The organism is Micromonospora sp. NPDC006431, from assembly GCF_042870725.1.
Lineage (GTDB): Bacteria > Actinomycetota > Actinomycetes > Mycobacteriales > Micromonosporaceae > Micromonospora.
Window position 1 is genome coordinate 71,400 of record NZ_JBIAHQ010000015.1, and the last position, 21,729, is coordinate 93,128.

A 21,729-nucleotide genomic window follows, 5' to 3' on the forward strand; every position below is an offset into this window, starting at 1 on the left:
CGCCCCGGTGACAGCTCAGCGGAGCAGCCGGCGCAGCCCGTCCAGCGCGCCGTCGAGCAGCCGGATCGCCGTCCGCAGCTGGGTGTCGGTGAGCCGCCCGGCGCGGACCAGCGTGCCGACCTCGACGGTGAACTCGGCCAGCCGCTGGTCGAACTCGGCGAGCAGCGGCGACTCGCCGGGCGCGCGGAGGCCACCGTCGGCGGCGGGCCGGGTGGGCGGCGGCTCCCAGTGCGTGCGCCGGGTCTGCCGGGCCGCCTCGCGCAGCTCCCGCTTGAGGTCGCGCACGGAGCCACGCACCTCGGTGCGGATCTCGCCGGCCAGGGCGGAGAGGTCCTCGACGGAGGCGCTGATGTCCGATTCCAGAGCGGCCAGCTCGTCGGCGCGCTGCCGCAGCTCGGCGCGGCCCGCCTCGGTGATCTCGTACACCTTCCGGCCGCCCGCGGCGGTGTGGGTGACCAGCCCTTCGACCTCCAGCCGTTGCAGGCGGGGGTAGATGGTGCCGGCGCTGGGCGCGTAGAGGCCGAGGAAGCGATCCTCCAGCAGGCGGATCAGCTCGTAGCCGTGCTTCGGGCCGTCGTCGAGGAGCTTGAGCAGGTAGAGCCGGAGCCGCCCGTGACTGAACACGGCGGTCACGGCAGCTCCTCCAGGTCGTCGGCGTCCTCGACGGGCCGGGCGAGCAGGGCGATGCTGCCGGAGGTCGCGGACGCCCAGAGCTTACCGCCGCCCGTGCCCAGCACCCCGTGGCTGTCCTTCATCGCGCCGAGCCCGCCGCGGCCGCGCACCTGCGGGAAGCCACTGGTGATCCGGCCGGAGACGGTGTGCAGGTCGACGGTGAGGTCGCTGTCCTCCCGGACCCGGACGGTGATGCTGCCGGAGATGGCGCTGAGCCGGATCTCGCTGCCCCGGGGGTTGTCCAGGTCGCAGGTGATCGAGCCGGAGACGGTGTGCGCGTGGACCCGGCCGGGTGCGCTCTCAGCGAGGATCACCTCGCCGGAGACCGTCTCCAGGGAGAGGTCGCCGGCGACGCCGAGCGCCTCCACCGGCCCGGAGGTGAGCTTGGCGGTGGTCCGGCCACGCAGCCCCATCAGGGTGATCTGGCCGGAGGTGACGTCGACCTGGGTGTCCCGGCGCAGGCCGGAGGCGACCAGCGAGCCGTCCACCAGCCGCAGGTCGGCCAGCACGTCGGCCGGTACGGCGACGGAGACCTCGGCCCGGAACCGGCGGCCGAGCTGGCCGAGCCACCAGAGGAACCCGGGCCAACGCGGGTGTCGCTCGTGCCCGACGAACAGGCGACCGTCGCGGTGCTCCACGATGACCGGCCGGCGGCTGACCCGGGTGATGTCGATCCGGGCCGGGCCGTCGGTGGCGACCACGTTGAGCCGGCCGGTGACCAGCCGTACGTCGAGCCGGGTGACCGGCCCGTCCAGGGTGAGCCGCTGCGGGCTGTCGACCGTCCAGCTGGCCATGGTGTCCTCCCCTCGGTGACGTGCCGACCGACGGCACGTCGAGTGACAGGAGGAGCATAACGCGATACATCGCGACTGAACAAGATAGTGTCGCGACCGCGTCAGGCGGCCCGGTCCAGCGCCACCTCCCGGGCGTCGAGCCCCGCGCCGACCGCCGCCGCGGCCGTCCCGACCGGGGCGACGAGACCGGATCCGGCCGGCACCGCGAGACCGCGGCCGGACGGCAGCACCGCCGCTCCGACAGGCGCCGGCAGGAGGCCACCCAACGGGGCGGGCCGGCCGAGGGCCACCGGCCGGGCCGGCGTCAGGTGGACCACCGACTCGGCGGCGCGGGCCAGCAGCCGCCGGTCCGCGTCCTGGGCCGGGTGCAACGCGGCGGCCACCACCACCGACACGGTCAGGTCCCGGGCGGCGAGCACCCGGCGCACCGATGCCCAGAGCGTCTCCCCGCCGAGGAACGCGGCCAGGGTGGTCGGGTCCCCGGCGTACCGGTAGTCGATGCGGAGCGGGACGACCGGTGCGCCGGCGTCCACGGCGGCCTGGAACATGGCCGGCCGGAACCCGCCCCGCGGCCGGCAGTCGGCGGCCTCGCCGCACCAGGTCGTGCCCTCGGGGAAGACCGCCACCGGAGTCCCGGCGCGCAGCGCGGCGGCCACCCGGCCGACAGTGACGGGCAGGTCGCGCGGTCGCGACCGGTCCACGAAGACCGCGCCGGCCGCGGCGGCCAGCGGGCCCACCACCGGCCAGCCCCGGACCTCCCGCTTGGCGAGCATCCGGGCCGGGGCGACCGCGAGCACCGCGAGAATGTCCAGCCAGGAGACGTGGTTGGCGACCAGCAGAGCCGGTCGGCGCGGCGCCCGGCCGCGGACCACCAGCCGCACGCCGAGGGCGCGCAGCGTCCCCCGCGCCCAGCCGCGCAGCGCGGCCTGTCGGTCCGGGGCGGGCAGCACCGGCAGCAGCACGGCCAGCCCGGCCCCGGCCAGGAGCATGCCGACCACGCCGAACAGCCGGGCCACCCGGCGCGGGCGTGACACGGTGCACCCGGTGGCGGGGGGCAGGCACCACGAGCCGCAGCCCGAGGTCGGCCGCCACAGCTCCGCGGCGGTCACGAGGTCCCCTCGCCCAGGAAGTGGCGCAGGTAGCGGGGGTTCATCCGGTCCAGCGAGAGCAGTACGTAGAAGTCGGCGCAGTCGAAGTCCGGGTCGTACGCCGGCTCGCCGCAGATCCAGGCGCCGAGCCGCAGGTATCCGCGGAGCAGCGGCGGGACCAGCGCGTGGCGCTCGGCCGGCGACAACTCCAGCTCGGCGCGCCTGTCGCCGCGCTGCGACCTGGAGCCCTCGGCCGTCAGGGTGGCCGGGTCGACGGCGGCCGGCGCCTCGGCGAACCACGGACGGCGGGGCGCGACCCGCAGCGGCGGCGGGGCGAGGTGGCGGGCGGTGGCCTGGGCCCAGACCTCGGCGACCGCCGTACCGCCGTCGGCCACCGGCACCGAGGCGCAGCCGCCGAGCCAGCGCGACCCGCGCAGGTGCAGGTAGCGGGCGATGCCGGCCCACATCAGGTTGATCACGGCGCCGGAGCGGTGGTCCGGGTGCACGCAGGAGCGGCCCGCCTCGACCAGGTCGTCCCGGAGCGGGGCGAGCGCGGCCAGGTCGAACTCGCCCTCGGCGTACCGGCGGTCCGTGCGGCCGGGCGGCAACAGGCGGTACGTGCCGATCACCTCGTCGGTGCCCTCCCGCAGCACGACCAGGTGGTCGCAGTGGGCGTCGTACTCGTCGGTGTCGAGTCCGGCGGCCCCCGGCCGCAGGGTCGCGCCGAGTTCGGTGGCGAACACCTCGTGACGGAGGCGTTGGGCGGCCGCGACCAGCGCCGGGTCGTCGGCGATCAGCAGGGTGTATCCGCTGGTCGTGAGGGGTGCGCCAGCGGCGTGCAGAACAGCCATGGCTACCTGTGTAAGGGGCCCGGGTTGCCACCCCCGGGGACGAAGGGTGTCGATCCGGTGAACGCCAGCCCACCGCCTGCCACCAGCCGCACCGATCATGGCGTTGGCCGCACGTTTCGTCCGGTTTGTGACCGCCAACGCCATGATCGACGGGATGTGGCGGTGGCACGGGTGGGGCGGCGTGGGAGGCTGCCCGGGGCGGGGTTGGCGAGGGGCCCGCGGGCCGGGGCCGGGGCAGGGTTGGAGGAATTGCATGATCATCGAGTCCCGCTTCCACGGGCCGGCCGGTTCGGGCAACGGCGGCTGGAGTGCCGGGGTCTTCGCGGCGGCGGTCGACGACCGGGGGCCGGTGGAGGTCACCCTGCGTAAGCCACCTCCGCTGGAGACCCCGCTGACCGCGGTGGACGGCGAGGTACGCGCCCCGGACGGCCAGGTGATCGCGCAGGTACGCCGGGTCGAGGACTTCACCGCCGTGGTCCCGCCGGTGGACCGGCCCACCGCGGCGGCCGCGGCGAAGGCGTACCCGGGGTTGGTGGAGCACCCCTTCCCCGGCTGCTACGTCTGCGGCCCGGAGAACCCGGACGGGCTCCGGATCTTCCCCGGCCGGTTGCCGGACGGCCGGACCGCGGCGCCGTTCCGGGCCCCGGCCGAGGTCGTGCCCGCGACGGTCTGGGCGGCGCTGGACTGCCCCGGCGGCTGGGCGGTGATCGCGCCCGGCCGCCCGTACGTCCTGGGGCGGATCGCGGCGGTGGTCGCGGCGCTGCCGCGTCCCGGCGACGCATGCGTGGTGACCGGGGCGATGGTCGGCGGGGAGGGCCGCAAGGCCGAGGTTCACTCCAGCCTCTACGGCCCGGACGGCGCCCTGCTCGGGTACGCCCGCGCCACCTGGATCGCCCTGCCACCGGCCTGACTCATCCCTGGGGATGATCGCCTCCTGCCCCCGAGGGAGGAGGCCGTACGCATCGCGCCTGATTGACCGGCTTGCACGGGGTTGCCAGGCTGTGCCACGGCGCCCCCGCAACGGCGTCCCCACCGGCGCGCCCGCGCGCCGTGCCAGGAGAGGAGAACGATGTCCGACGGGCAGTGGAGCCCCAGCACCGGGACCGGCCAGATCGTGGTGTCCGGACTGACGAAGCAGTACAAGAACGTCCGGGCGGTCGACAATCTGTCCTTCACCGTCGAGCCGGGGCGGGTGACCGGCTTCCTCGGCCCGAACGGCGCCGGCAAGACGACCACCCTGCGCATGCTGCTCAACCTGGTCACGCCGACCGCCGGCGAGGCCACCATCGGCGGCCAGCGGTACGCCGGCCTGGCCGACCCGCTGCGCTCGGTGGGCGCGGTGCTGGAGGCGTCCAGCGCGCACAAGGGCCGCACCGGGATCAACCACCTGCGGGTGATCTGCGCCGCAGCCGGCCTGCCCCGGCACCGGGCCGACGAGGCGCTCGCGCTGGTCGGGCTCACCCCGGCGGCGAACCGCAAGTTCAAGGGCTACTCGCTGGGCATGAAGCAGCGGCTCGGGATCGCCGCCGCGATGCTCGGCAACCCACAGGTGCTGATCCTCGACGAGCCGGCCAACGGCCTCGACCCGGAGGGGATCCGCTGGATGCGCGGCTTCCTCAAGGGGCTGGCCACCGAGGGCCGGACCGTGCTGGTCTCCAGCCACCTGCTCTCCGAGATGCAACTGCTCGCCGACGACGTGGTGATCATCGCGGCCGGCCGGCTCATCCGGCAGGGACCGGTGGATCAGGTGATCGGCTCGATGACCCACGGCGCGCGGGTGCGGGTACGCACCCCGCAGGCCGAGGAACTGACCGCGGCGCTGCGCGAGCAGTCGGCCGCGGTGGACGCCGACGGCCAGGGCGGACTGCTGGTCACCGGGGTGGACGCGCCGACCGTGGGCCGGGTGGCCCTGGCCGCCAAGGTGGAGCTGCACGAGCTGACCACCGAGCGCCCCGACCTGGAGGGGGTCTTCCTCGAACTGACGGCCGGAAAGGCGGAGATCCGATGAACCTGGTCCGATCCGAGCTGCTCAAGATCCGTACGACCAGCACCTGGTGGTTGCTGGGAATCGGGGCGTTCCTCGCCACCGCGGTGGCCTTCGCGGTGAACGCCTGGCTCGCGCACACCACGCTGAGCGGCCGGGGCGAGGAGATCGGGGTCACCGGCGAACAGGCGACCGCAGCGGCGCAGGCGGCGAACGTCTACACCTCCGGCCAGTACCTCGGACTGCTCTTCGTGATGCTCATCGGCATCCTGATGGTCACCAACGAGTTCTTCCACCAGACGGCGACCACCACGTTCCTCACCACGCCACGCCGCACCTCGGTGATCCTCGCCAAGCTCGGCGCGGCGTCGCTGCTCGGCTTCGGCTTCTGGCTGGCCACCACGGTGCTCGACCTGCTCGCCGGGGCGGCCTTCCTGTCCCTGGACGGCCACGGCACGCAGCTCGGCGAGTGGGAGGTGCAGCGCGCTCTGCTGCTCAACCTGCTGGCGTACGCGATCTGGACCAGCCTCGGGGTGGGCATCGGGACGCTGATCCCCAACCAGCTCGGCGCGGTGATCACCGCAGCGGTGCTCTACCTGGTCGGCACCCAGATCGTGCAGCTGCTCTTCTTCCTGGTCTCCAACTGGCTCGACAACGAGGCCGTGATCAAGTGGCAGGTCGTCTGGCCGGCCGTCGCCTCCCAGGTGATGATCAGCGGGCAACCCAGCCAGTTCACTCCCGCGTGGTGGGTGGGTGCCCTGGTGCTGGTCGGCTACGCCCTGGTCAGCGGGGTCAGCGGCGTCCTGATCACCCGGCGGCGGGACATCGCCTGAGCCGGATCCGCCGAACGGCCCCGGTGGGTGACCAGGCGTCACCGACCGGGGTCGTTTCGTCGCGTAGCAGGAGTCGGTGGGATACGCAGCGTTTGCCGAACTTCTGGCATCTTCTGTGAAACGGAACACCAGCCGGAGGCGAGAATGCCTACGCCATTCGTACGGCGTAGCCTGGGAGCCGTCTTCCGTGCCCGGATTCGGGCCCGGGATGACACCGCGTGACCTTACGAACCCGCGTGAAAGAGGCGATCAGCGGCCGTGTCGACCCAGCAGACTTCGCAGGAGAACCCACTGGCGGGTTTCGGCCCGAACGAGTGGATCGTCGAGGAGATGTACCAGCGCTACCTCTCCGACCCCTCGAGCGTGGACTCGGCCTGGCACGACTTCTTCGCCGACTACAAGCCGGCCCCCGGCGCCGCCACTGCGCGCCCCGACGGCCAGGCCAAGCCGGCCGCGACGCCGGAACCCGCCGAGCAGCAGGAGGCGGTGGCCACGGTGACCCAACGGCCGGCCGCCGAGCGGCCCGCCGCGAAGCCGGCCGCCGCGGCCAAGGCCGCCCCGGCCCCCGCCAAGCCTGCCGCCGCCAAGCCCGCCCCAGCCGCCAAGGCCGCCCCGGCAAAGCCGGCCGCCAAGGCCCCGACCGTGAGCGCCGCCGGCACCACCCCGCTGCGCGGGGTGGCCGCCAAGATCGTGCAGAACATGGACGCCTCGCTGGCCGTGCCGACCGCCACCAGCGTGCGCGCGGTCCCGGCGAAGCTGCTGGTCGACAACCGCATCGTGATCAACAACCACCTGGCCCGCGGCCGCGGCGGCAAGGTGAGCTTCACCCACCTGATCGGGTACGCGCTGGTCCGGGCGCTGATCGAGCACCCGGAGATGAACAACTCCTACGCCGAGGTCGACGGCAAGCCGGCGATGGTCCGCCCGGAGCACGTCAACCTCGGCATCGCCATCGACCTGGCCAAGCCGGACGGCTCTCGCAACCTGGTGGTGCCCTCCATCAAGGCCTGCGAGCAGATGGACTTCCGCCAGTTCTGGCAGGCGTACGAGGACGTGGTCCGGCGCGCCCGCCGCAACGAGCTGACCATGGAGGACTACGCCGGCACGACCATCTCGCTGACCAACCCGGGCGGCATCGGCACGGTCCACTCGATCCCGCGCCTGATGCAGGGGCAGAGCGCCATCGTCGGCGTCGGCGCCATGGAATACCCGGCGCCCTACCAGGGCATGAGCGAGGCGACCCTGGCCGAGCTGGCGGTCAGCAAGATCATCACGCTGACCAGCACCTACGACCACCGGATCATCCAGGGCGCCCAGTCCGGCGAGTTCCTCAAGGTGATGCACGAGCTGCTGCTCGGCGAGCGCGGCTTCTACGACGAGCTCTTCACCTCGCTGCGCATCCCGTACGAGCCGGTGCGCTGGATGCGGGACGTGGCCGTCGACAGCGAGGGCCAGATCAACAAGACCGCGCGGGTGCACGAGCTGATCCACGCGTACCGGGTGCGCGGCCACCTGATGGCCGACACCGACCCGCTGGAGTTCAAGATCCGCAAGCACCCGGATCTGGACGTCCTCCAGCACGGGCTGACCCTCTGGGACCTCGACCGGGTGTTCCCGGTCAACGGGTTCGCCGGCAAGCAGCGGATGAAGCTGCGCTCGATCCTCGGCGTGCTGCGCGACTCGTACTGCCGCCGGCTCGGCATCGAGTACATGCACATCCAGGATCCGGAGGAGCGGCGCTGGCTCCAGGAGCGGGTCGAGCGCAAGTACGAGAAGCCGACCCCGGACGAGCAGAAGCACGTGCTCAACCGGCTCAACGCGGCCGAGGCGTTCGAGACCTTCCTGCAGACCAAGTACGTCGGCCAGAAGCGCTTCTCGCTGGAGGGTGGCGAGTCGCTGATCCCGCTCCTCGGCGAGGTGCTGGAGTGCTCCGCCGAGGCCGGGCTGGACGAGGTCGTCATCGGCATGGCCCACCGCGGCCGGCTCAACGTGCTGGCCAACATCGTCGGCAAGCCGTACGAGAAGATCTTCTCCGAGTTCGAGGGGCACCTCGACCCGCGCTCCACCCAGGGCTCGGGCGACGTGAAGTACCACCTCGGCCAGAACGGCAAGTTCACCACCCCGGACGGCGGGCACGCGGTCAAGGTCTCGGTGGTGGCGAACCCGTCGCACCTGGAGGCGGTGGACCCGGTGCTGGAGGGCATCGTCCGGGCCAAGCAGGACCGGATAGACCTCAAGCTGGAGGGCTACACCGTGCTGCCGCTGGCGGTGCACGGTGACGCCGCGTTCGCCGGTCAGGGCGTGGTCGCCGAGACGCTGAACCTGTCCCAGCTGCGCGGCTACCGCACCGGCGGCACCGTGCACGTGGTGGTGAACAACCAGGTCGGTTTCACCACCGCCCCGGAATACAGCCGGTCCAGCCTCTACAGCACCGACGTGGCCCGGATGATCCAGGCGCCGATCTTCCACGTCAACGGCGACGACCCCGAGGCCGTCGTCCGAGTGGCCCGGCTCGCCTTCGAATACCGCCAGGCGTTCAACAAGGACGTCGTGATCGACATGGTCTGCTACCGCCGGCGCGGGCACAACGAGGGCGACGACCCGTCGATGTCCAACCCGCAGATGTACCAGATCATCGACTCGAAGCGGTCGGTCCGGAAGCTCTACACCGAGGAGCTCATCGGGCGGGGTGACATCACCGTGGAGGACGCGGAGGAGCTGCTGCGCGACTACCAGGCGCAGCTGGAGCGGGTCTTCAAGGCCACCCGCGACGCCGCCACCACGCCGCGCCAGCTCAGCCGACCGCCCCGGCTGGTAGAGCCGGAGCCGCAGGTCGAGACCGCGACCGACGCGGCCGTGGTCAAGGCGATCGGCGAGGCGCACGTCAACCTGCCGGAGGGCTTCACCCCGCACAAGCGGATCCAGCAGCTGCTGGACCGGCGGGCCCGGATGGCGGTCGAGGGCGGCATCGACTGGGGCTTCGGCGAGATCATCGCGTTCGGCTCGCTGCTGCACGACGGGGTCACCGTCCGACTCGCCGGGCAGGACTCGCGCCGCGGCACCTTCGTCCAGCGGCACGCCTCGATCGTCGACTCGAGGACCGGCGACGACTACCTGCCGCTGAAGTCGCTCACCGGCGACGGCGAGCGGTCCCGGTTCTTCGTGCACGACTCGCTGCTGTCCGAGTACGCCGCGATGGGCTTCGAGTACGGCTACTCGGTGGAGAACGTCAACGCGCTGGTCTGCTGGGAGGCCCAGTTCGGTGACTTCGTCAACGGCGCCCAGTCGGTGATCGACGAGTTCGTCTCCTCCGGCGAGGTGAAGTGGGGCCAGCGCTCCGCGGTGACCCTGCTGCTGCCGCACGGCCACGAGGGCCAGGGCCCGGACCACACCTCCGGCCGCCCGGAGCGGTTCCTCCAGCTGTGCGCCGAGGACAACATGCGGGTGGCCATCCCGAGCACCCCGGCGAGCTACTTCCACCTGCTGCGCCGCCAGGCCCTCTCGCCGAAGCGGAAGCCGCTCGTGGTGTTCACGCCGAAGTCGCTGCTGCGGCACAAGCTCTGCGTGTCGCCGGTGGAGGACTTCACCACGGGCACCTTCCAGCCGGTCCTGCGGGACACCGCCGCCCCGGCGCCGGAGCAGGTGAAGCGGGTGCTGCTCTGCTCGGGCAAGGTCTACTACGACCTGTTCCAGGCCCGGCAGGAGCGGGGCGTCACGGACACCGCGATCATCCGGATGGAGCAGCTCTACCCGCTGCCGGTCGAGGAGATCCGGGCCGCGCTGGCGCAGTACCCGAACGCCGAGGACTTCGCCTGGGTCCAGGAGGAGCCGGCCAACCAGGGCGCCTGGTCGTTCGTCGCGCTCAACCTGCTGGAGCACCTGGACGGCGTCCGGCTGCGCCGCATCTCCCGCCCGGCCGCCGCCGCCCCGGCGGTCGGCTCGGCGAAGATGCACGAGGTGGAGCAGGGCGCGCTGATCGAGGCGGCCCTCCCCCGCCCGTGACCTGACCGCACCGCCAGCACCGGGGCAGCGACCGTACGACGGCCGCTGCCCCGCCTCGCGTGGCGGCCCTTTCTTCTGAGAGGACGGATCATGTACTTCACCGACCGCGGCATCGAAGAACTGGTCGAGCGCCGGGGCGACGAGCAGGTCAGCATGGAGTGGCTGGGCGAACGGCTGCGCGACTTCGTCGACCTGAACCCGGAGTTCGAGACCCCGATCGAGCGCTTCGCCACCTGGCTGGCCCGGCTGGACGACGAGGACGAGGACTGACCGTGACGCATTGACGGCGGGCCGTTCCCTGGCGTCCACTGGAGAGCAGCGCGCAGGGTCCACCGAGGACCCACGTCCCGCCCGACGCCAGGGAGGCGGAGATGGATCCCGAACTCCGCAAGCCGCCGCAGGACGCGGTGACCGTACGCCACCTGCGTCTCGGCATCGGATCCGTCGGCATCGCACTGCCGGTCGTGCTGGTGGTCGGTCACCTGGTCGTGGCCCGCCGGCTCACCCTGCTCGACTCGCTCAGCGCCTACTACCACACCGAGATGCGCGACGTCTTCGTCGGCTCGTTGTGCGCCGTCGGGGTGTTCCTGATCGCCTACCGGTACCGCCGGCCGGACGACGCGCTGGGCAGCGTCGCCGGGGTCCTGGCGATCGCGGTGGCGCTCTTTCCCACCACCGTGGGCGCGCCGGCCGGCACCACCAGCCACAGCGATCGAACCGTCGGCGTGGTGCACCAGATCGCCGCCGCCGGGCTCTTTCTGCTCCTCGCGGTCTTCTGTCTCTTCCTGTTCACCCGCCCGGACCGGGTCGGGGTGCCGCCGTCCCGGTCGGCCGTCCGGTTCTACCGCGTCTGCGGCGGGCTCATCCTGCTGGCGATCACGTTCGCGCTGGCGAGCACCCGACTGCCCGCGGACCTGCGGCACACGCTCAAGCCGGTGCTGTGGTGCGAGACGGTCGCCGTGTTCGCCTTCGGGGCCGCCTGGGTGGCGAAGAGCGACGCGCTGTTCCGGGCCGCGGAGTCCATCGACGAGAGCGACGTGCGCCAGGACCCCCGGCCGGCGGCGCCAACCTCGTCCTGACCGGGAAGGGGCCGTCGGCCTCGGGCACAAGGACCCGGGCGGGGGACACCACGATCTTGTAGCGTGAGGTCGTGGCACGCAGCGTGTACCTGACCAGCGTGGGCTCGGGCGGGGGCAAGTCGACCGTCGCGCTCGGGCTGGCGGAGCTGCTGTCCCGGCAGGTCGAGCGGATCGGCGCGTTCCGGCCGCTGGTCGCGGGCCAGGGCCCCGACCAGATCCTGGCCCTGCTCACCGAGCGCTACCGGGTGGAGCTGCCGATCGACGCGCTGCACGGCTCGACGTACGCCGAGGCCACCGCGCTGGTCGCGGACGGCCGGCGGGAGGAGCTGATCTCCCGGATCGTCGCCCGCTACCGTGAGGTGGAGCGGCGCTGCCCCGCGGTCGTCGTGGTGGGCAGCGACTTCGCCGACGGGGACGGCGCCGGCCCGCGCGAGCTGGCGTTCAACGCCCGGCTGGCCATCGAGTTCGGCAGCGTCGTGGTGCCTGTGGTCGATGGGTTCGGCCAGCCGCCCGAGGCGGTCGCGGCGGCGGTACGCGGGGCGTACCACGACCTGGTGGACCTGGGGGCGACCGTGCTGGCGGTGGTCGCCAACCGGGTGCCCGGACCGATGACCCTGCCCGACCTGCCCGTCCCCGCGTACGCGATCCCGGAGGTGCCGGCCGTGTCGGCGCCGACGGTGGCCGAGGTGGCGGCGGCGCTCGGCGCCACCCTGCTCGCCGGGGACGACGCCGCGCTGGACCGCGACGTGCTCGACTACGTGGTGGGCGCGGCGCACGTGCCCATCCTGCTGGACCACCTGACCGACGGCGCGCTGGTGATCACGCCCGGCGACCGGGCCGACCTGCTGGTGGCGGCGGGCGCCGCGCACGTGGCCGGGCAGGTCTCGTTGGCCGGGCTGGTGCTCACCCTCGGCGAGCAGCCCGACCCGCGGGCGATGCGGCTGGTCGAGCGGCTGAACACCGGGCTGGCCGTGCTGTCGGTGCCCAGCGACAGCTACGCCACGGTCGAGGCGTCCAGCCGGATCGAGGGCCGGCCCAGCGTGGCCAACCCCCGCAAGGTGGAGGCGGCGCTCGGCGCCTTCGAACGCTGCGTGGACACGGTCGACCTGGCCCGACGGCTCCGGGTCAGCCGCTCCACGCGGGTCACCCCGCTGATGTTCGAGAACGACCTGATCGACCGAGCTCGGGGGCAACGCCGGCGGCTGGTGCTGCCGGAGGGCACCGAGGAGCGCATCCTGCGCGCGGCGGAGATCCTGCTGCACCGGGGCGTCGCCGACCTGACCCTGCTCGGCCGGCCGGCGGAGGTCGCCCGGCGCACCCGCGAGCTGGGCGTCGACATCGGCGGTGCGCAGGTGGTCGACCCGGTCGCCAGCGAGTGGCGGGACGAGTTCGCCGCCGAGTACGCGCGGCTCCGCACGCACCGGGGCGTCACGCCTGAACTGGCCCAGGACATCGTGGCGCAACCCAACTACTTCGGCACGATGATGGTGCACTCCGGGCGTGCCGACGGCATGGTCTCCGGCGCCACCCACACCACCGCGGCGACCATCCGACCGGTCTTCGAGATCATCCGGACCGTGCCGGGCGTCTCCGTCGCCTCCAGCGTCTTCTTCATGCTGCTGGCCGACCGGGTGCTGGTGTACGGCGACTGTGCGGTCAACCCGGATCCGGACGCCACCCAGCTCGCCGACATCGCCATCTCCTCGGCCGACACGGCGGCCCGGTTCGGCATCGAGCCCCGGGTGGCGATGCTGTCGTACTCGACCGGCGACTCCGGCTTCGGGGCGGACGTGGAGAAGGTCGCGGCGGCCACCAAGCTGGTCCGGGAGCGCCGGCCGGAGCTGCTGGTGGCGGGCCCGATCCAGTACGACGCGGCCATCGACCCGCAGGTCGCGGCCACCAAGCTGCCGGACAGCCCGGTGGCGGGCCGGGCGACCGTGTTCGTCTTCCCGGACCTGAACACCGGCAACAACACGTACAAGGCGGTGCAGCGCTCGGCCGGAGCGGTGGCGGTCGGCCCGGTCATGCAGGGCCTGCGGCGGCCGGTGAACGACCTGTCCCGGGGTGCCACCGTGCCGGACATCGTCAACACCGTGGCCATCACCGCCATCCAGGCCGCCGCGTCGTCGGAGGGGGTCGCGTGACCGATCGGGTGCTGGTGCTCAACTGCGGGTCCTCTTCGGTCAAGTACCGGCTGTACGACGGCGAGGAGGTCCGGGACAAGGGCAAGATCGAGCGGGTGGGTGAGCCGGGCGGCGGGCCGCCCGACCACGCGAGCGCGGTACGGGAGATCATCGACCGGCTCGACCTCGACGGGCTGGCCGCGGTCGGGCACCGGGTGGTGCACGGCGGCCGGCGGTTCAGCGAGCCGACGCTGATCGACGACCGGGTCCTCGCCGCCATCGAGGACCTGGTGCCGCTCGCCCCGCTGCACAACCCGGTCAACCTGGCCGGCATCCGGGTGGCCCGGGAGGTGCTGCCGGACACCCCGCAGGTCGCCGTCTTCGACACCGCGTTCCACCACACGCTGCCCGAGGCCGCCGCCACCTACGCGATCGACCGGGACACCGCCGAGCGGTACGGCGTCCGCCGGTACGGCTTCCACGGCACCTCGCACTCGTACGTCTCCCGGCGCACCGCCGAACTGTTGTACCGGCCGTACGCGGAGCTGAACACGATCACCCTGCACCTGGGCAACGGGGCGAGCGCCTGCGCGGTCCGGGGCGGGCGGAGCGTGGCCACCTCGATGGGCCTGTCACCGCTGGAGGGCCTGGTCATGGGTACCCGCAGCGGGGACCTCGACCCGACGGTCATCTTCCACCTGCGCCGCGAAGCGGGGATGGGTGTGGACGAGATCGACGACCTGCTCAACCACCGCAGCGGCCTGCTCGGCCTGGCCGGGGCCAACGACATCCGCGAGGTGCTGGCCCGCCGGGACGCCGGGGATCCCGCCGCCGCCCTCGCCTTCGACGTCTACTGCCGCCGGATCACCGGGTACGTCGGCGCGTACTACGCGCTGCTCGGACGGGTGGACGCGGTCACCTTCACCGCGGGCGTCGGCGAGCACGCCGCGCCGGTCCGCGCCGCCGCGCTGGCCGGGCTGGACCGGTTGGGGATCGCTGTCGAGCCGGCCCGCAACGACGGCACCGGCGACCGGGTGATCTCCCCCGACGGGGCCGAGGTCACCGTCTGCGTGATCCGGACCGACGAGGAGCGGGAGATCGCCCGGGAGACCCGGGACGTGCTCGGCTCGCGCGGCTGAGGCGGCCGGCTGGCTGCCCGTCTTTTCGCTGGCCAGGGCGCGATCGATGCGGGGATCCCGGCCGTCTCGTCGGGGTCGGCACATGGGTGTCTGCTTGCTGTGGAGCTGATGTCGCAGACGACTCACCGACCCGACCGGGTGCCCGGCAGCGGCCGAGGCCTGAGTCGTTCACGTCATCAGGTCCACAGCGTCCCGCACCCGGTGTGCGGGCTGCCCGGGACAGGTGCTGCTCCCGACCGCCCGGTGACCGGTCCGGGCAGGTGACCCTCGCGACCACCTGCGGCGGAGTGTCGGACGGCTGCTGCCACGGTCGCCGGCGGGGGCTCAGCTCAGCGCCAGCCAGGCCACCACGGCGACCACCACCACGGCGACGCCGATGCCGGCGATCAGCGGCAGCCGGGACGGCGCCTCCGCCGCCGCTGCCGTGTCGGGCGACTCGACGAAGGCACGGAACTGCGCGGTGTTGCCGCTCGGGTCGGTGTAGTTCTCAGCCATGCGCGTGACCCTAGCGAAGCTCGTCCAGCCGGAGGCTGTTCCGCCGGGCCGGCGACCACAACACGGTCCGGCCGGTGGAGGCACGTCGGCCAGGTGGTGACGGTGCTCGGTCCGGACGTCCGGGCCGCACCGGCCACCCGGCCGCCTACCGTGAGGTGGTGAGGGTGCAGCGACTGGTCGCCGCGCTGGTGACGGCGCTGCTCGCGGGATGTGGTCCGGCCACCGCGACGACCCGCGGTGCGGCCGCACCCGCCATTCCAGCCGCTCCCGAACCGACCTACCCGGTCGGGGTGCGGCAGTTCGTCGTCGACGCGGGCGGTCCCCGGCCCCTGCCGGTCACCGTCTGGTACCCGGCGGCCTCCCCGGCATCCACCGGCCCGCCGTCGACCCCCACCGCCCTGCCGTCGACCTCAACCATCCCGCCGAGCGGCCCGCCGTCGACCCGCACCGCCGCGCCTGGCGCCCCGGGGGCGGAGACCGGGCCGAGCGTACGGGCCGGGGCGCCGGTGGCCGCCGGGCGGTTCCCGGTGGTGATCTACAGCCACGGGCTGCGCAGCCTTCCCGAGCTGCACGCCCCGCTGACCACCCGCTGGGCCGCCGCCGGCTTCGTGGTCGCGGCGCCGACCTTCCCGCGTACCAACCTGCGGGCGCGGGACTTCACCCGGGCGGACGTCCGCAACCAGCCCGCCGATGGCTGGCGGCTGATCCGCCACCTGGTACGCCTCGACGCCCGCCGCGGCGACCCGCTCGCCGGGCACCTCGCCGTCAACCGGATCGCCGCGGCCGGACACTCGGCGGGCGGCTTCACCACGGCCGGCATGTTCACCTCGGGGCACCCGGCCCGGCTGCGCTCCGGGATCGTGCTCGCCGGCGGCGGGCTGGCCGGCAGCTTCGCCGGTCCGGTGGCGCCGCTGCTGTTCGTGCACGGGTCCGCCGACCCGATCGTGCCCGAGTCGGTCGGCCGGGCCGCGTACGCCCGCGCGGTCGGGCCGGCCGCCTTCCTGAGCCTGCGCGGTCAGGGCCACGGCGAGTACCTGATCCCGGGAAACCTCGGCTTCCCCCAGGTCCTCGCCACCACCATCGACTTCCTCCGGTGGACCCTCTACGACGACCGGGCCGCCCTGCGCCGCCTCCCCACCGATGCCCGCCTCCCTGGCGTCACCACGCTGACCAGCCGCCTCCCCAACTGACCCGGCCGCTCGCCGGGGTGGGTCGGCCCTCGGCCCGCGCCGGCTCGGCGACATCGTGGCGTCGACCGGCCGCGGCCCCCGCCACATCGCCGACCTGGCGTCGAGCATGACCGGTCCGAGCGGGCGCGGTCCGAGCGGGCGCGGTCCGCCGCTGGGCGGTAGCGTCACCGCGTGGACGGGGACGGGCTGGCGGGGCGGCAACTCGACGCGATCCGCGAGGTGACCGGGTTGGCGGAGCGGGCCGGCATCGCGGTGTGGCTACGCGGGGGCTGGGCGATGGACTTCCACCTCGGCGCGGTCAGCCGGCCGCACGTGGACGTCGACTGGTACTGCTGGCGGCACGACGCCGACGCACTGTCGGCCCTGCTCGCCGGGAAGGGCTGGCGACCCGACCCGCGGATGCCGGCCACCACACAGCTCGACGTGCTCCGGGACGACGTCGAGCTGAGCTTCGCGTACCTGGACCGGGACGCCGAGGGCCGGGTGGTGGTCGGCGCCGGGCCGTGGGCCGGTACCCCGCTGCCCGAGGGGATGCTGGACGCCCGGCCAGGCCGCATCGGCCCGCTGGCCGCGCCGATCATCAGTGCCGCCGCGCAGATCGAGTTCAAGGAGATGTTCCCGGTCTGGATGCCGGCCCGGCCCCGCCGCGCCAAGGACGCCGCCGACCTGGCCCGCCTCCGGAGCAGCCGATCCGACGGCGGCGGGTGACGGCCGGCCCGACCGGATGCCGGCCGGTCGGCCCGGATCGCGAGGCAGAATCGTCTTCATGCTCCATCGCCGTGCCGCCCTGGTCGCCGCCGCCGTGCTCAGCGCGGGTCTGGCCGGCTGCTCCGGCGGGACCGTCCTGCCCGAGCGGGCCGCACCGACCCCGCCGCCCAAGGCGACCACGCCGGCGCCGCGGGCACCCACCGGGCACGCCCCCACCGAGAGCTTCGCCGTCGGCGTACGCCAGCTCAAGCTGAACCGCGACGGCGACCGCGCCCTGCCGGTGACCGTCTGGTACCCGGCCCGGGGCGCGGCCGGCGGCGCGCCCGAGCGCTCGGCCGCGGCGGCGGCCGGGCGGTTTCCGGTGGTGATGTTCAGCCACGGGCTGGGCGCCCGGCCGGAGGACTACCAGCTGCTGCTCGGCCGCTGGGCGGCGGCCGGGTTCGTGGTGGCCGCGCCGCGGTTCCCGCACACCGGGGCGGGCGGCGACGGCAACGTGCTCGACGTGCTCAACCAGCCGGCCGACGTGTCGTACGCGCTGACCCAGGTGCTCGCCCTCGACGCGAAGGCGGACGACCCGCTGCACGGCCGGCTGGACACCGAACGGGTGGCCGCGGCGGGGCACAGCGCGGGCGGGGTGACCACGATCGGGCTGTTCACGGCGGGCCGGGACGACCGGCTCGACGCGGGCATCGTCTTCGCCGGTACGGCGCTCGGCGTCGGCACCGCCTTCGCCGGTGCGGCCGCCCCGCAGCTGTTCGTGCACGGCGAGGCCGACGAGGTGGTGAGCTACGCCTCCGGCAAGGCCGCCTACGACGCGGTGCCCTGGCCGAAGGCGCTGCTCAGCCTGCCGAAGGGCGACCACGGCCGGGCCCTGCTCACCGACGGCGCGGCGCTGCGGGTGGTCGCCAACACCACCGTCGAGTTCCTGCGCTGGACGCTCTACGGCGACGCCGCGGCGAAGCAGCGCCTCCCCGCCGACGCCACCCGCGGCGGCCTGGCCACCCTCGACGACCACCTCTGACGCATCCGCGCCGCGCCCCGTCAGGCGGTGTGGTCGATGACGACCTTGCCGAAGACGTCGCCGGAGGCGAGACGGGCGAAGCCGTCCTCGATCCGGCTGAACGGCACCACGCTGTCGACCACCGGTCGCACCTCGTGCTCGGCGCAGAACGACAGCAGTTCGGTGAGCTCGTCCGGGGTGCCCATCGAGGTGCCGAGGATCTCCAGCTGCATGGCGAAGACCCGGCGCAGGTTGACCTTGGGCTCGTGCCCGGCGGTGGCGCCGGAGACCACGATCCGGGCCATCGGCGCGGCGGACTTCAGCGAGTGGTCGAAGGTGGCCGCGCCGACCGTCTCGATCACCACGTCGACCCGCTCGGGCAGCCGGGCGCCGGGCTCCAGCGCGGTCGCCCCCAGCTCGGTGATCCGTTTCCGCTTGGCGGCGTCGCGGCTGGTCGCGTACACCCGCTTGCCGAGCGCGACGCCGAGTGCGACGGCCGCGGTGGCCACCCCGCCGCCGGCCCCCTGGACCAGCACCGACTCGCCCTCGTCGACCCGCCCCTTGGTGGTGAGCATCCGCCACGCGGTGAGCCAGGCCGTGGGCAGGCAGGCCGCGTCGGTCGCCGACAGGCCCTCCGGCAGCGCCAGCAGGTTCATTCTGGGCACGGCCACCCGCTCGGCGAAGGTGCCGGGGAAGTGCTCGGAGAGGATGGAGACCCCGCGTGGGTCACCCGGGGTGGGCACCACCGGGTAGATGACCACCTCGTTGCCGTCCGGGTCGGTGCCGACCGCGTCGCAGCCCAGGATCATCGGGAGCTGGTCACCGCTGAGGCCCACCCCGCGCAGCGACCAGAGGTCGTGGTGGTTGAGCGAGCTGGCCCGTACCCGCACGGTGACCCAGTCCGGCTCAGGTCGGGTCGGCTCGGGACGGTCGCCGACGGTGAGCGCGGCGAGCGGGTTGTCGGCGTCGAAGGCCGAGGCATAGGCGGCACGCATGATCGGCACGGTAACAAGCTGAGCGCCCGTTAAGAAGGGGCCCTTCCTGTGCAAAATGCAATAAGAAGGGCCCTTCCGTCGACTCAGCGGCGGGCCACCCCGTCCCGGCGGGCCGCCTCGGCGACGGCCTCGGCGACCGCCTCGGCGACCCGCGGGTCCAGCGGGGACGGCACGATCGCCTCCGGGGTCAGCGACTCGGCGACCACCCCGGCGATGGCGTCGGCGGCGGCCACCTTCATCCCGTCGGTGATCCGGGTGGCCCCGGCGTCCAACGCGCCCCGGAACACCCCCGGGAAGGCGAGCACGTTGTTGATCTGGTTGGGGTAGTCGCTGCGCCCCGTGGCGACCACCGCGACGTGCCGGGCCGCCACCTCGGGGTGCACCTCGGGCGTGGGGTTGGCCAGCGCGAAGACGATGCCGCCCGGCGCCATCCCGGCCACCGCCGCCTCGGGGATCTGCCCGCCCGAGACGCCGATCAGCACGTCCGCGTCGCGCAGCGCCTCGGTGATGTCGCCCTGCCGGCCGTCCGCGTTGGTGGTCTCGGCCAGCTCGGCCTTGGTCCCGGTCAGCTCACGATGCCGACCGAGGATGCCCTTGGAGTCGCAGACCACCACCTGGTCCGGGTTCACTCCGCCGGCGATCAGCATCCTGGTCACCGCGACGCCGGCCGCACCGGCCCCGCTGACCGCCACCCGCAGGTCGCCGAGCTTGCGGTTGAGCAGGGTGGCCGCGTTGCGCAGCGCGGCCAGCACCACGATCGCGGTGCCGTGCTGGTCGTCGTGGAAGACCGGGATCGGTAGCGCCTCGTCCAGCCGGCGTTCCACCTCGAAGCAGCGCGGGGCGCTGATGTCCTCCAGGTTGATCCCGCCGAACGACGGGGCGAGCGCCCGGACCGTCGCCACGATCTCGTCGACGTCCTGGGTGTCCAGGCAGATCGGCACCGCGTCCACGCCCCCGAACTGCTTGAACAGCACCGCCTTGCCCTCCATCACCGGTAGCGCCGCGCGCGGGCCGATGTTGCCCAGACCCAGCACGGCGGAGCCGTCGGTGACCACGGCGACGGTGTGCGACACCCAGGTGTAGTCGTCGACCAGATCGGGATCGGCGGCGATCGCCTCGCACACCCGGGCCACCCCCGGGGTGTACGCGAGGGAGAGATCCTCCCGGCTGGTGAGCGGGACGGTCGAGGTGACGGCCATCTTGCCGCCGGCGTGCAGCCGGAAGACGGGATCGGCGGGGTCCGGAGGGGCGGAAGACATGGTGACTCCTGGATCTGTCGAGCAGACGGACCGGCCGGCTCGGCGCGCGGTGGTCAGCGGCCAGCGGGGCGGCGGTGCGGGGGGTCACCCGGGCACTTTCCGAGCATAGTGGCGCACCCGTCACCGGGGTGTGAGCGGGGTCATATCCATTCTTGCCGACCTTTGACCAGCCCGGGATGCGGCCAGTAACGGACCACCACCCGGCCCCGGATGTCCGCCACCCCGTATGCCCGGGAGTCGTCGGTGACCAGGTCGTTGTCGCCGCGTAGCCACCATCCGCCGTCCTGCGGACGGACCGCGCGCTTGACCACGAGCAGGTCGGGGCGGCTCCGGAAGACCGCGACCACCACGTCGCCGGGGCGGACCGGCCGGCCGCCGGTACGCACCAGCACCGCGTCGCCGTGCCGCAGGGTCGGGGCCATGGACGGGCCGGTGACCAGCACCGCCGCCAGTGGGCCACGCAGCACGGTCGGGTGGGATCCGTTCACCGCTCGCACCGGGTTTCACCTCCCGCCCGCCGGGGAGCATGTCCAGGAGTAATGTCGTCTCGGATCATCGCAAACATCCCATGGAGGACCCTGATGCGCCTTCCCCGCATCCTCACGCCCCGTGTGACCGCCAGCGCCCACTGCGACCTGCCCTGCGGCGTTTACGACCCGGCGCAGGCCCGGATCGAGGCCGAGTCGGTCAAAATGATCTGCGAGAAGTACCAGGCGAACACCGACCCGGAGTTCCGCACCCGGGCAATCATCATCAAGGAGCAGCGGGCCGAGCTGGTCAAGCACCACCTGTGGGTGCTCTGGACCGACTACTTCAAGCCGGCGCACTTCGAGAAGTACCCGCACCTGCACCAGCTCTTCAACGAGGCCACCAAGATGGCGGGCGCCGCCGGCGCCAAGGGCGCCACCGACCCGGCCAAGGCCGACGAGCTGCTGTCGAAGATCGACGAGATCTCGAAGATCTTCTGGGAGACCAAGCAGGCGTGACCCCGCCGCCTCCGGCACCGACGATCCGGCCGGCGCGTCCCGAGGACGTGCCGGCCGTCGTCGCGATGGTGCACGAACTCGCCGACTACGAGCGGGCGCCCGAGCAGTGCCACCTCACCGAAAATCAGCTCACCGCCGCTCTTTTCACCCCCGCGCCCGCGCTCTTCGGCCACGTCGCGGTGGACCGGGCCGACCAGCCCATCGGCTTCGCCCTCTGGTTCCTCAACTTCTCCACCTGGGAGGGCGTGCACGGCATCTACCTGGAGGACCTGTACGTCCGGCCGGCCGCCCGGGGCACCGGCGCGGGCCGCCAACTGCTCGCCACCCTGGCCGCGATCTGTGTCGAGCGCGGCTACCGGCGGCTGGAGTGGTGGATGATCAACTGGAACCCGGCGGCCCGGTTCTACTCGTCCATCGGGGCGAGCCCGATGGACGAGTGGGTCCCCTACCGCCTCGCCGGCACGGCGTTGCACGAACTCGCCGCGCAGGCGACGGCCGTCACATCCCCCGACGCCTGACCGGGTAGAGTCC

General features: G+C 73.3%; 21 protein-coding genes. 13 read left to right on the forward strand and 8 right to left on the reverse strand.

What is annotated here, in order from left to right; translation table 11 throughout:
- Window positions 1-15: 15 nt before the first annotated feature.
- From ACFYM6_RS23730 to ACFYM6_RS23745, 4 genes are all read right to left on the reverse strand, one after another.
- Window positions 16-633, reverse strand: coding sequence for a PadR family transcriptional regulator (locus ACFYM6_RS23730; RefSeq protein ID WP_387278777.1), 618 nt, complete (start codon window positions 631-633; stop codon window positions 16-18).
- On the reverse strand, window positions 630-1,466 hold the full coding sequence (locus tag ACFYM6_RS23735) for a DUF4097 domain-containing protein (protein WP_387278779.1): 837 nt from the start codon (window positions 1,464-1,466) through the stop codon (window positions 630-632). Before ACFYM6_RS23735 ends, ACFYM6_RS23730 begins: the two co-directional genes overlap by 4 nt.
- Window positions 1,467-1,567: 101 nt before the next feature.
- A complete protein-coding gene (locus ACFYM6_RS23740) occupies window positions 1,568-2,575 on the reverse strand; it encodes a lysophospholipid acyltransferase family protein (protein ID WP_387278781.1) in 1,008 nt (335 codons plus the stop codon).
- A complete protein-coding gene (locus tag ACFYM6_RS23745) occupies window positions 2,572-3,405 on the reverse strand; it encodes a GNAT family N-acetyltransferase (RefSeq protein ID WP_387278783.1) in 834 nt (277 codons plus the stop codon). Before ACFYM6_RS23745 ends, ACFYM6_RS23740 begins: the two co-directional genes overlap by 4 nt.
- 253 nt (window positions 3,406-3,658) lie before the next feature.
- Here ACFYM6_RS23745 and ACFYM6_RS23750 point away from each other — a divergent pair, with 253 nt between their 5' ends.
- The 8 genes from ACFYM6_RS23750 to ACFYM6_RS23785 all read left to right on the forward strand — a co-directional run bounded on the left by ACFYM6_RS23750 (window position 3,659) and on the right by ACFYM6_RS23785 (window position 14,565).
- Window positions 3,659-4,315, forward strand: a complete 657-nt coding sequence (locus ACFYM6_RS23750) for a hypothetical protein (protein WP_387278786.1) — start codon at window positions 3,659-3,661, stop codon at window positions 4,313-4,315.
- A gap of 159 nt (window positions 4,316-4,474) precedes the next feature.
- Complete coding sequence (locus ACFYM6_RS23755; RefSeq protein WP_387278788.1) at window positions 4,475-5,413, forward strand: ABC transporter ATP-binding protein; 939 nt, start codon at window positions 4,475-4,477, stop codon at window positions 5,411-5,413.
- A complete protein-coding gene (locus ACFYM6_RS23760) occupies window positions 5,410-6,222 on the forward strand; it encodes an ABC transporter permease (RefSeq protein WP_387278790.1) in 813 nt (270 codons plus the stop codon). Before ACFYM6_RS23755 ends, ACFYM6_RS23760 begins: the two co-directional genes overlap by 4 nt.
- A 258-nt stretch (window positions 6,223-6,480) precedes the next feature.
- The gene (locus ACFYM6_RS23765) at window positions 6,481-10,224 is read left to right on the forward strand and encodes a multifunctional oxoglutarate decarboxylase/oxoglutarate dehydrogenase thiamine pyrophosphate-binding subunit/dihydrolipoyllysine-residue succinyltransferase subunit (protein ID WP_387278792.1); all 3,744 of its coding nucleotides are present in this window, start codon (window positions 6,481-6,483) and stop codon (window positions 10,222-10,224) included.
- A 90-nt stretch (window positions 10,225-10,314) separates the two neighbouring features.
- Complete coding sequence (locus ACFYM6_RS23770; protein WP_357440187.1) at window positions 10,315-10,494, forward strand: DUF6104 family protein; 180 nt, start codon at window positions 10,315-10,317, stop codon at window positions 10,492-10,494.
- Window positions 10,495-10,595: 101 nt separating this feature from the next.
- Window positions 10,596-11,303: a DUF998 domain-containing protein gene (locus ACFYM6_RS23775; protein WP_387278794.1), complete on the forward strand. Its 708-nt coding sequence runs from the start codon at window positions 10,596-10,598 to the stop codon at window positions 11,301-11,303.
- Between the two features lie 71 nt (window positions 11,304-11,374).
- Window positions 11,375-13,447: a phosphate acetyltransferase gene (gene pta, locus ACFYM6_RS23780; protein ID WP_387278796.1), complete on the forward strand. Its 2,073-nt coding sequence runs from the start codon at window positions 11,375-11,377 to the stop codon at window positions 13,445-13,447.
- Window positions 13,444-14,565 (forward strand): acetate/propionate family kinase, encoded by a 1,122-nt coding sequence (locus tag ACFYM6_RS23785; protein ID WP_387278798.1) that lies wholly within the window; start codon window positions 13,444-13,446, stop codon window positions 14,563-14,565. Before pta ends, ACFYM6_RS23785 begins: the two co-directional genes overlap by 4 nt.
- 324 nt (window positions 14,566-14,889) lie before the next feature.
- On the opposite strand, the gene ACFYM6_RS23790 is transcribed toward ACFYM6_RS23785, so the two are convergent.
- Window positions 14,890-15,060, reverse strand: a complete 171-nt coding sequence (locus ACFYM6_RS23790; protein ID WP_357439946.1) for a hypothetical protein — start codon at window positions 15,058-15,060, stop codon at window positions 14,890-14,892.
- Between the two features lie 158 nt (window positions 15,061-15,218).
- On the opposite strand from ACFYM6_RS23790, the gene ACFYM6_RS23795 reads away from it, so the two are divergent.
- The 3 genes from ACFYM6_RS23795 (at window position 15,219) to ACFYM6_RS23805 (ending at window position 17,979) form a co-directional block, all read left to right on the forward strand.
- Window positions 15,219-16,250, forward strand: coding sequence for an alpha/beta hydrolase (locus ACFYM6_RS23795; RefSeq protein ID WP_387278800.1), 1,032 nt, complete (start codon window positions 15,219-15,221; stop codon window positions 16,248-16,250).
- A gap of 171 nt (window positions 16,251-16,421) precedes the next feature.
- Complete coding sequence (locus ACFYM6_RS23800; protein ID WP_387278802.1) at window positions 16,422-16,958, forward strand: nucleotidyltransferase domain-containing protein; 537 nt, start codon at window positions 16,422-16,424, stop codon at window positions 16,956-16,958.
- Window positions 16,959-17,016: 58 nt separating this feature from the next.
- Window positions 17,017-17,979 carry an alpha/beta hydrolase family protein gene (locus tag ACFYM6_RS23805; RefSeq protein ID WP_387278804.1) on the forward strand — a complete coding sequence of 321 codons (963 nt, stop codon included), beginning with the start codon at window positions 17,017-17,019 and terminating at the stop codon, window positions 17,977-17,979.
- Window positions 17,980-17,999: 20 nt separating this feature from the next.
- Here the strand turns inward: ACFYM6_RS23805 and ACFYM6_RS23810 are convergent, their stop codons facing one another.
- The 3 genes from ACFYM6_RS23810 to ACFYM6_RS23820 form a co-directional block, all read right to left on the reverse strand.
- The gene (locus tag ACFYM6_RS23810) at window positions 18,000-18,962 is read right to left on the reverse strand and encodes a zinc-binding dehydrogenase (protein WP_387278805.1); all 963 of its coding nucleotides are present in this window, start codon (window positions 18,960-18,962) and stop codon (window positions 18,000-18,002) included.
- Window positions 18,963-19,036: 74 nt separating this feature from the next.
- Window positions 19,037-20,212 carry an NADP-dependent malic enzyme gene (locus ACFYM6_RS23815; RefSeq protein ID WP_387278807.1) on the reverse strand — a complete coding sequence of 392 codons (1,176 nt, stop codon included), beginning with the start codon at window positions 20,210-20,212 and terminating at the stop codon, window positions 19,037-19,039.
- Window positions 20,213-20,352: 140 nt separating this feature from the next.
- Window positions 20,353-20,709 carry a S24/S26 family peptidase gene (locus tag ACFYM6_RS23820; RefSeq protein ID WP_387278810.1) on the reverse strand — a complete coding sequence of 119 codons (357 nt, stop codon included), beginning with the start codon at window positions 20,707-20,709 and terminating at the stop codon, window positions 20,353-20,355.
- Window positions 20,710-20,793: 84 nt separating this feature from the next.
- Here ACFYM6_RS23820 and sodN point away from each other — a divergent pair, with 84 nt between their 5' ends.
- Window positions 20,794-21,198 (forward strand): superoxide dismutase, Ni, encoded by a 405-nt coding sequence (gene sodN, locus ACFYM6_RS23825; protein ID WP_073834713.1) that lies wholly within the window; start codon window positions 20,794-20,796, stop codon window positions 21,196-21,198.
- Between the two features lie 65 nt (window positions 21,199-21,263).
- Complete coding sequence (locus ACFYM6_RS23830; protein WP_387278959.1) at window positions 21,264-21,716, forward strand: GNAT family N-acetyltransferase; 453 nt, start codon at window positions 21,264-21,266, stop codon at window positions 21,714-21,716.
- The last annotated feature ends 13 nt before the right edge of the window (window positions 21,717-21,729 follow it).

Excerpts from the sequence above, each read along its gene's own strand:
- ACFYM6_RS23735 (WP_387278779.1), bottom strand. The coding sequence starts at position 1,466 with ATGGCCAGCTGGACGGTCGACAGCCCGCAGCGGCTCACCCTGGACGGG.
- ACFYM6_RS23745 (WP_387278783.1), bottom strand. The coding sequence starts at position 3,405 with ATGGCTGTTCTGCACGCCGCTGGCGCACCCCTCACGACCAGCGGATAC.
- ACFYM6_RS23750 (WP_387278786.1), top strand. The coding sequence starts at position 3,659 with ATGATCATCGAGTCCCGCTTCCACGGGCCGGCCGGTTCGGGCAACGGC.
- ACFYM6_RS23755 (WP_387278788.1), top strand. The coding sequence starts at position 4,475 with ATGTCCGACGGGCAGTGGAGCCCCAGCACCGGGACCGGCCAGATCGTG.
- ACFYM6_RS23760 (WP_387278790.1), top strand. The coding sequence starts at position 5,410 with ATGAACCTGGTCCGATCCGAGCTGCTCAAGATCCGTACGACCAGCACC.
- ACFYM6_RS23770 (WP_357440187.1), top strand. The coding sequence starts at position 10,315 with ATGTACTTCACCGACCGCGGCATCGAAGAACTGGTCGAGCGCCGGGGC.
- ACFYM6_RS23775 (WP_387278794.1), top strand. The coding sequence starts at position 10,596 with ATGGATCCCGAACTCCGCAAGCCGCCGCAGGACGCGGTGACCGTACGC.
- ACFYM6_RS23790 (WP_357439946.1), bottom strand. The coding sequence starts at position 15,060 with ATGGCTGAGAACTACACCGACCCGAGCGGCAACACCGCGCAGTTCCGT.
- ACFYM6_RS23805 (WP_387278804.1), top strand. The coding sequence starts at position 17,017 with ATGCTCCATCGCCGTGCCGCCCTGGTCGCCGCCGCCGTGCTCAGCGCG.
- ACFYM6_RS23815 (WP_387278807.1), bottom strand. The coding sequence starts at position 20,212 with ATGTCTTCCGCCCCTCCGGACCCCGCCGATCCCGTCTTCCGGCTGCAC.
- sodN (WP_073834713.1), top strand. The coding sequence starts at position 20,794 with ATGCGCCTTCCCCGCATCCTCACGCCCCGTGTGACCGCCAGCGCCCAC.
- ACFYM6_RS23830 (WP_387278959.1), top strand. The coding sequence starts at position 21,264 with ATGGTGCACGAACTCGCCGACTACGAGCGGGCGCCCGAGCAGTGCCAC.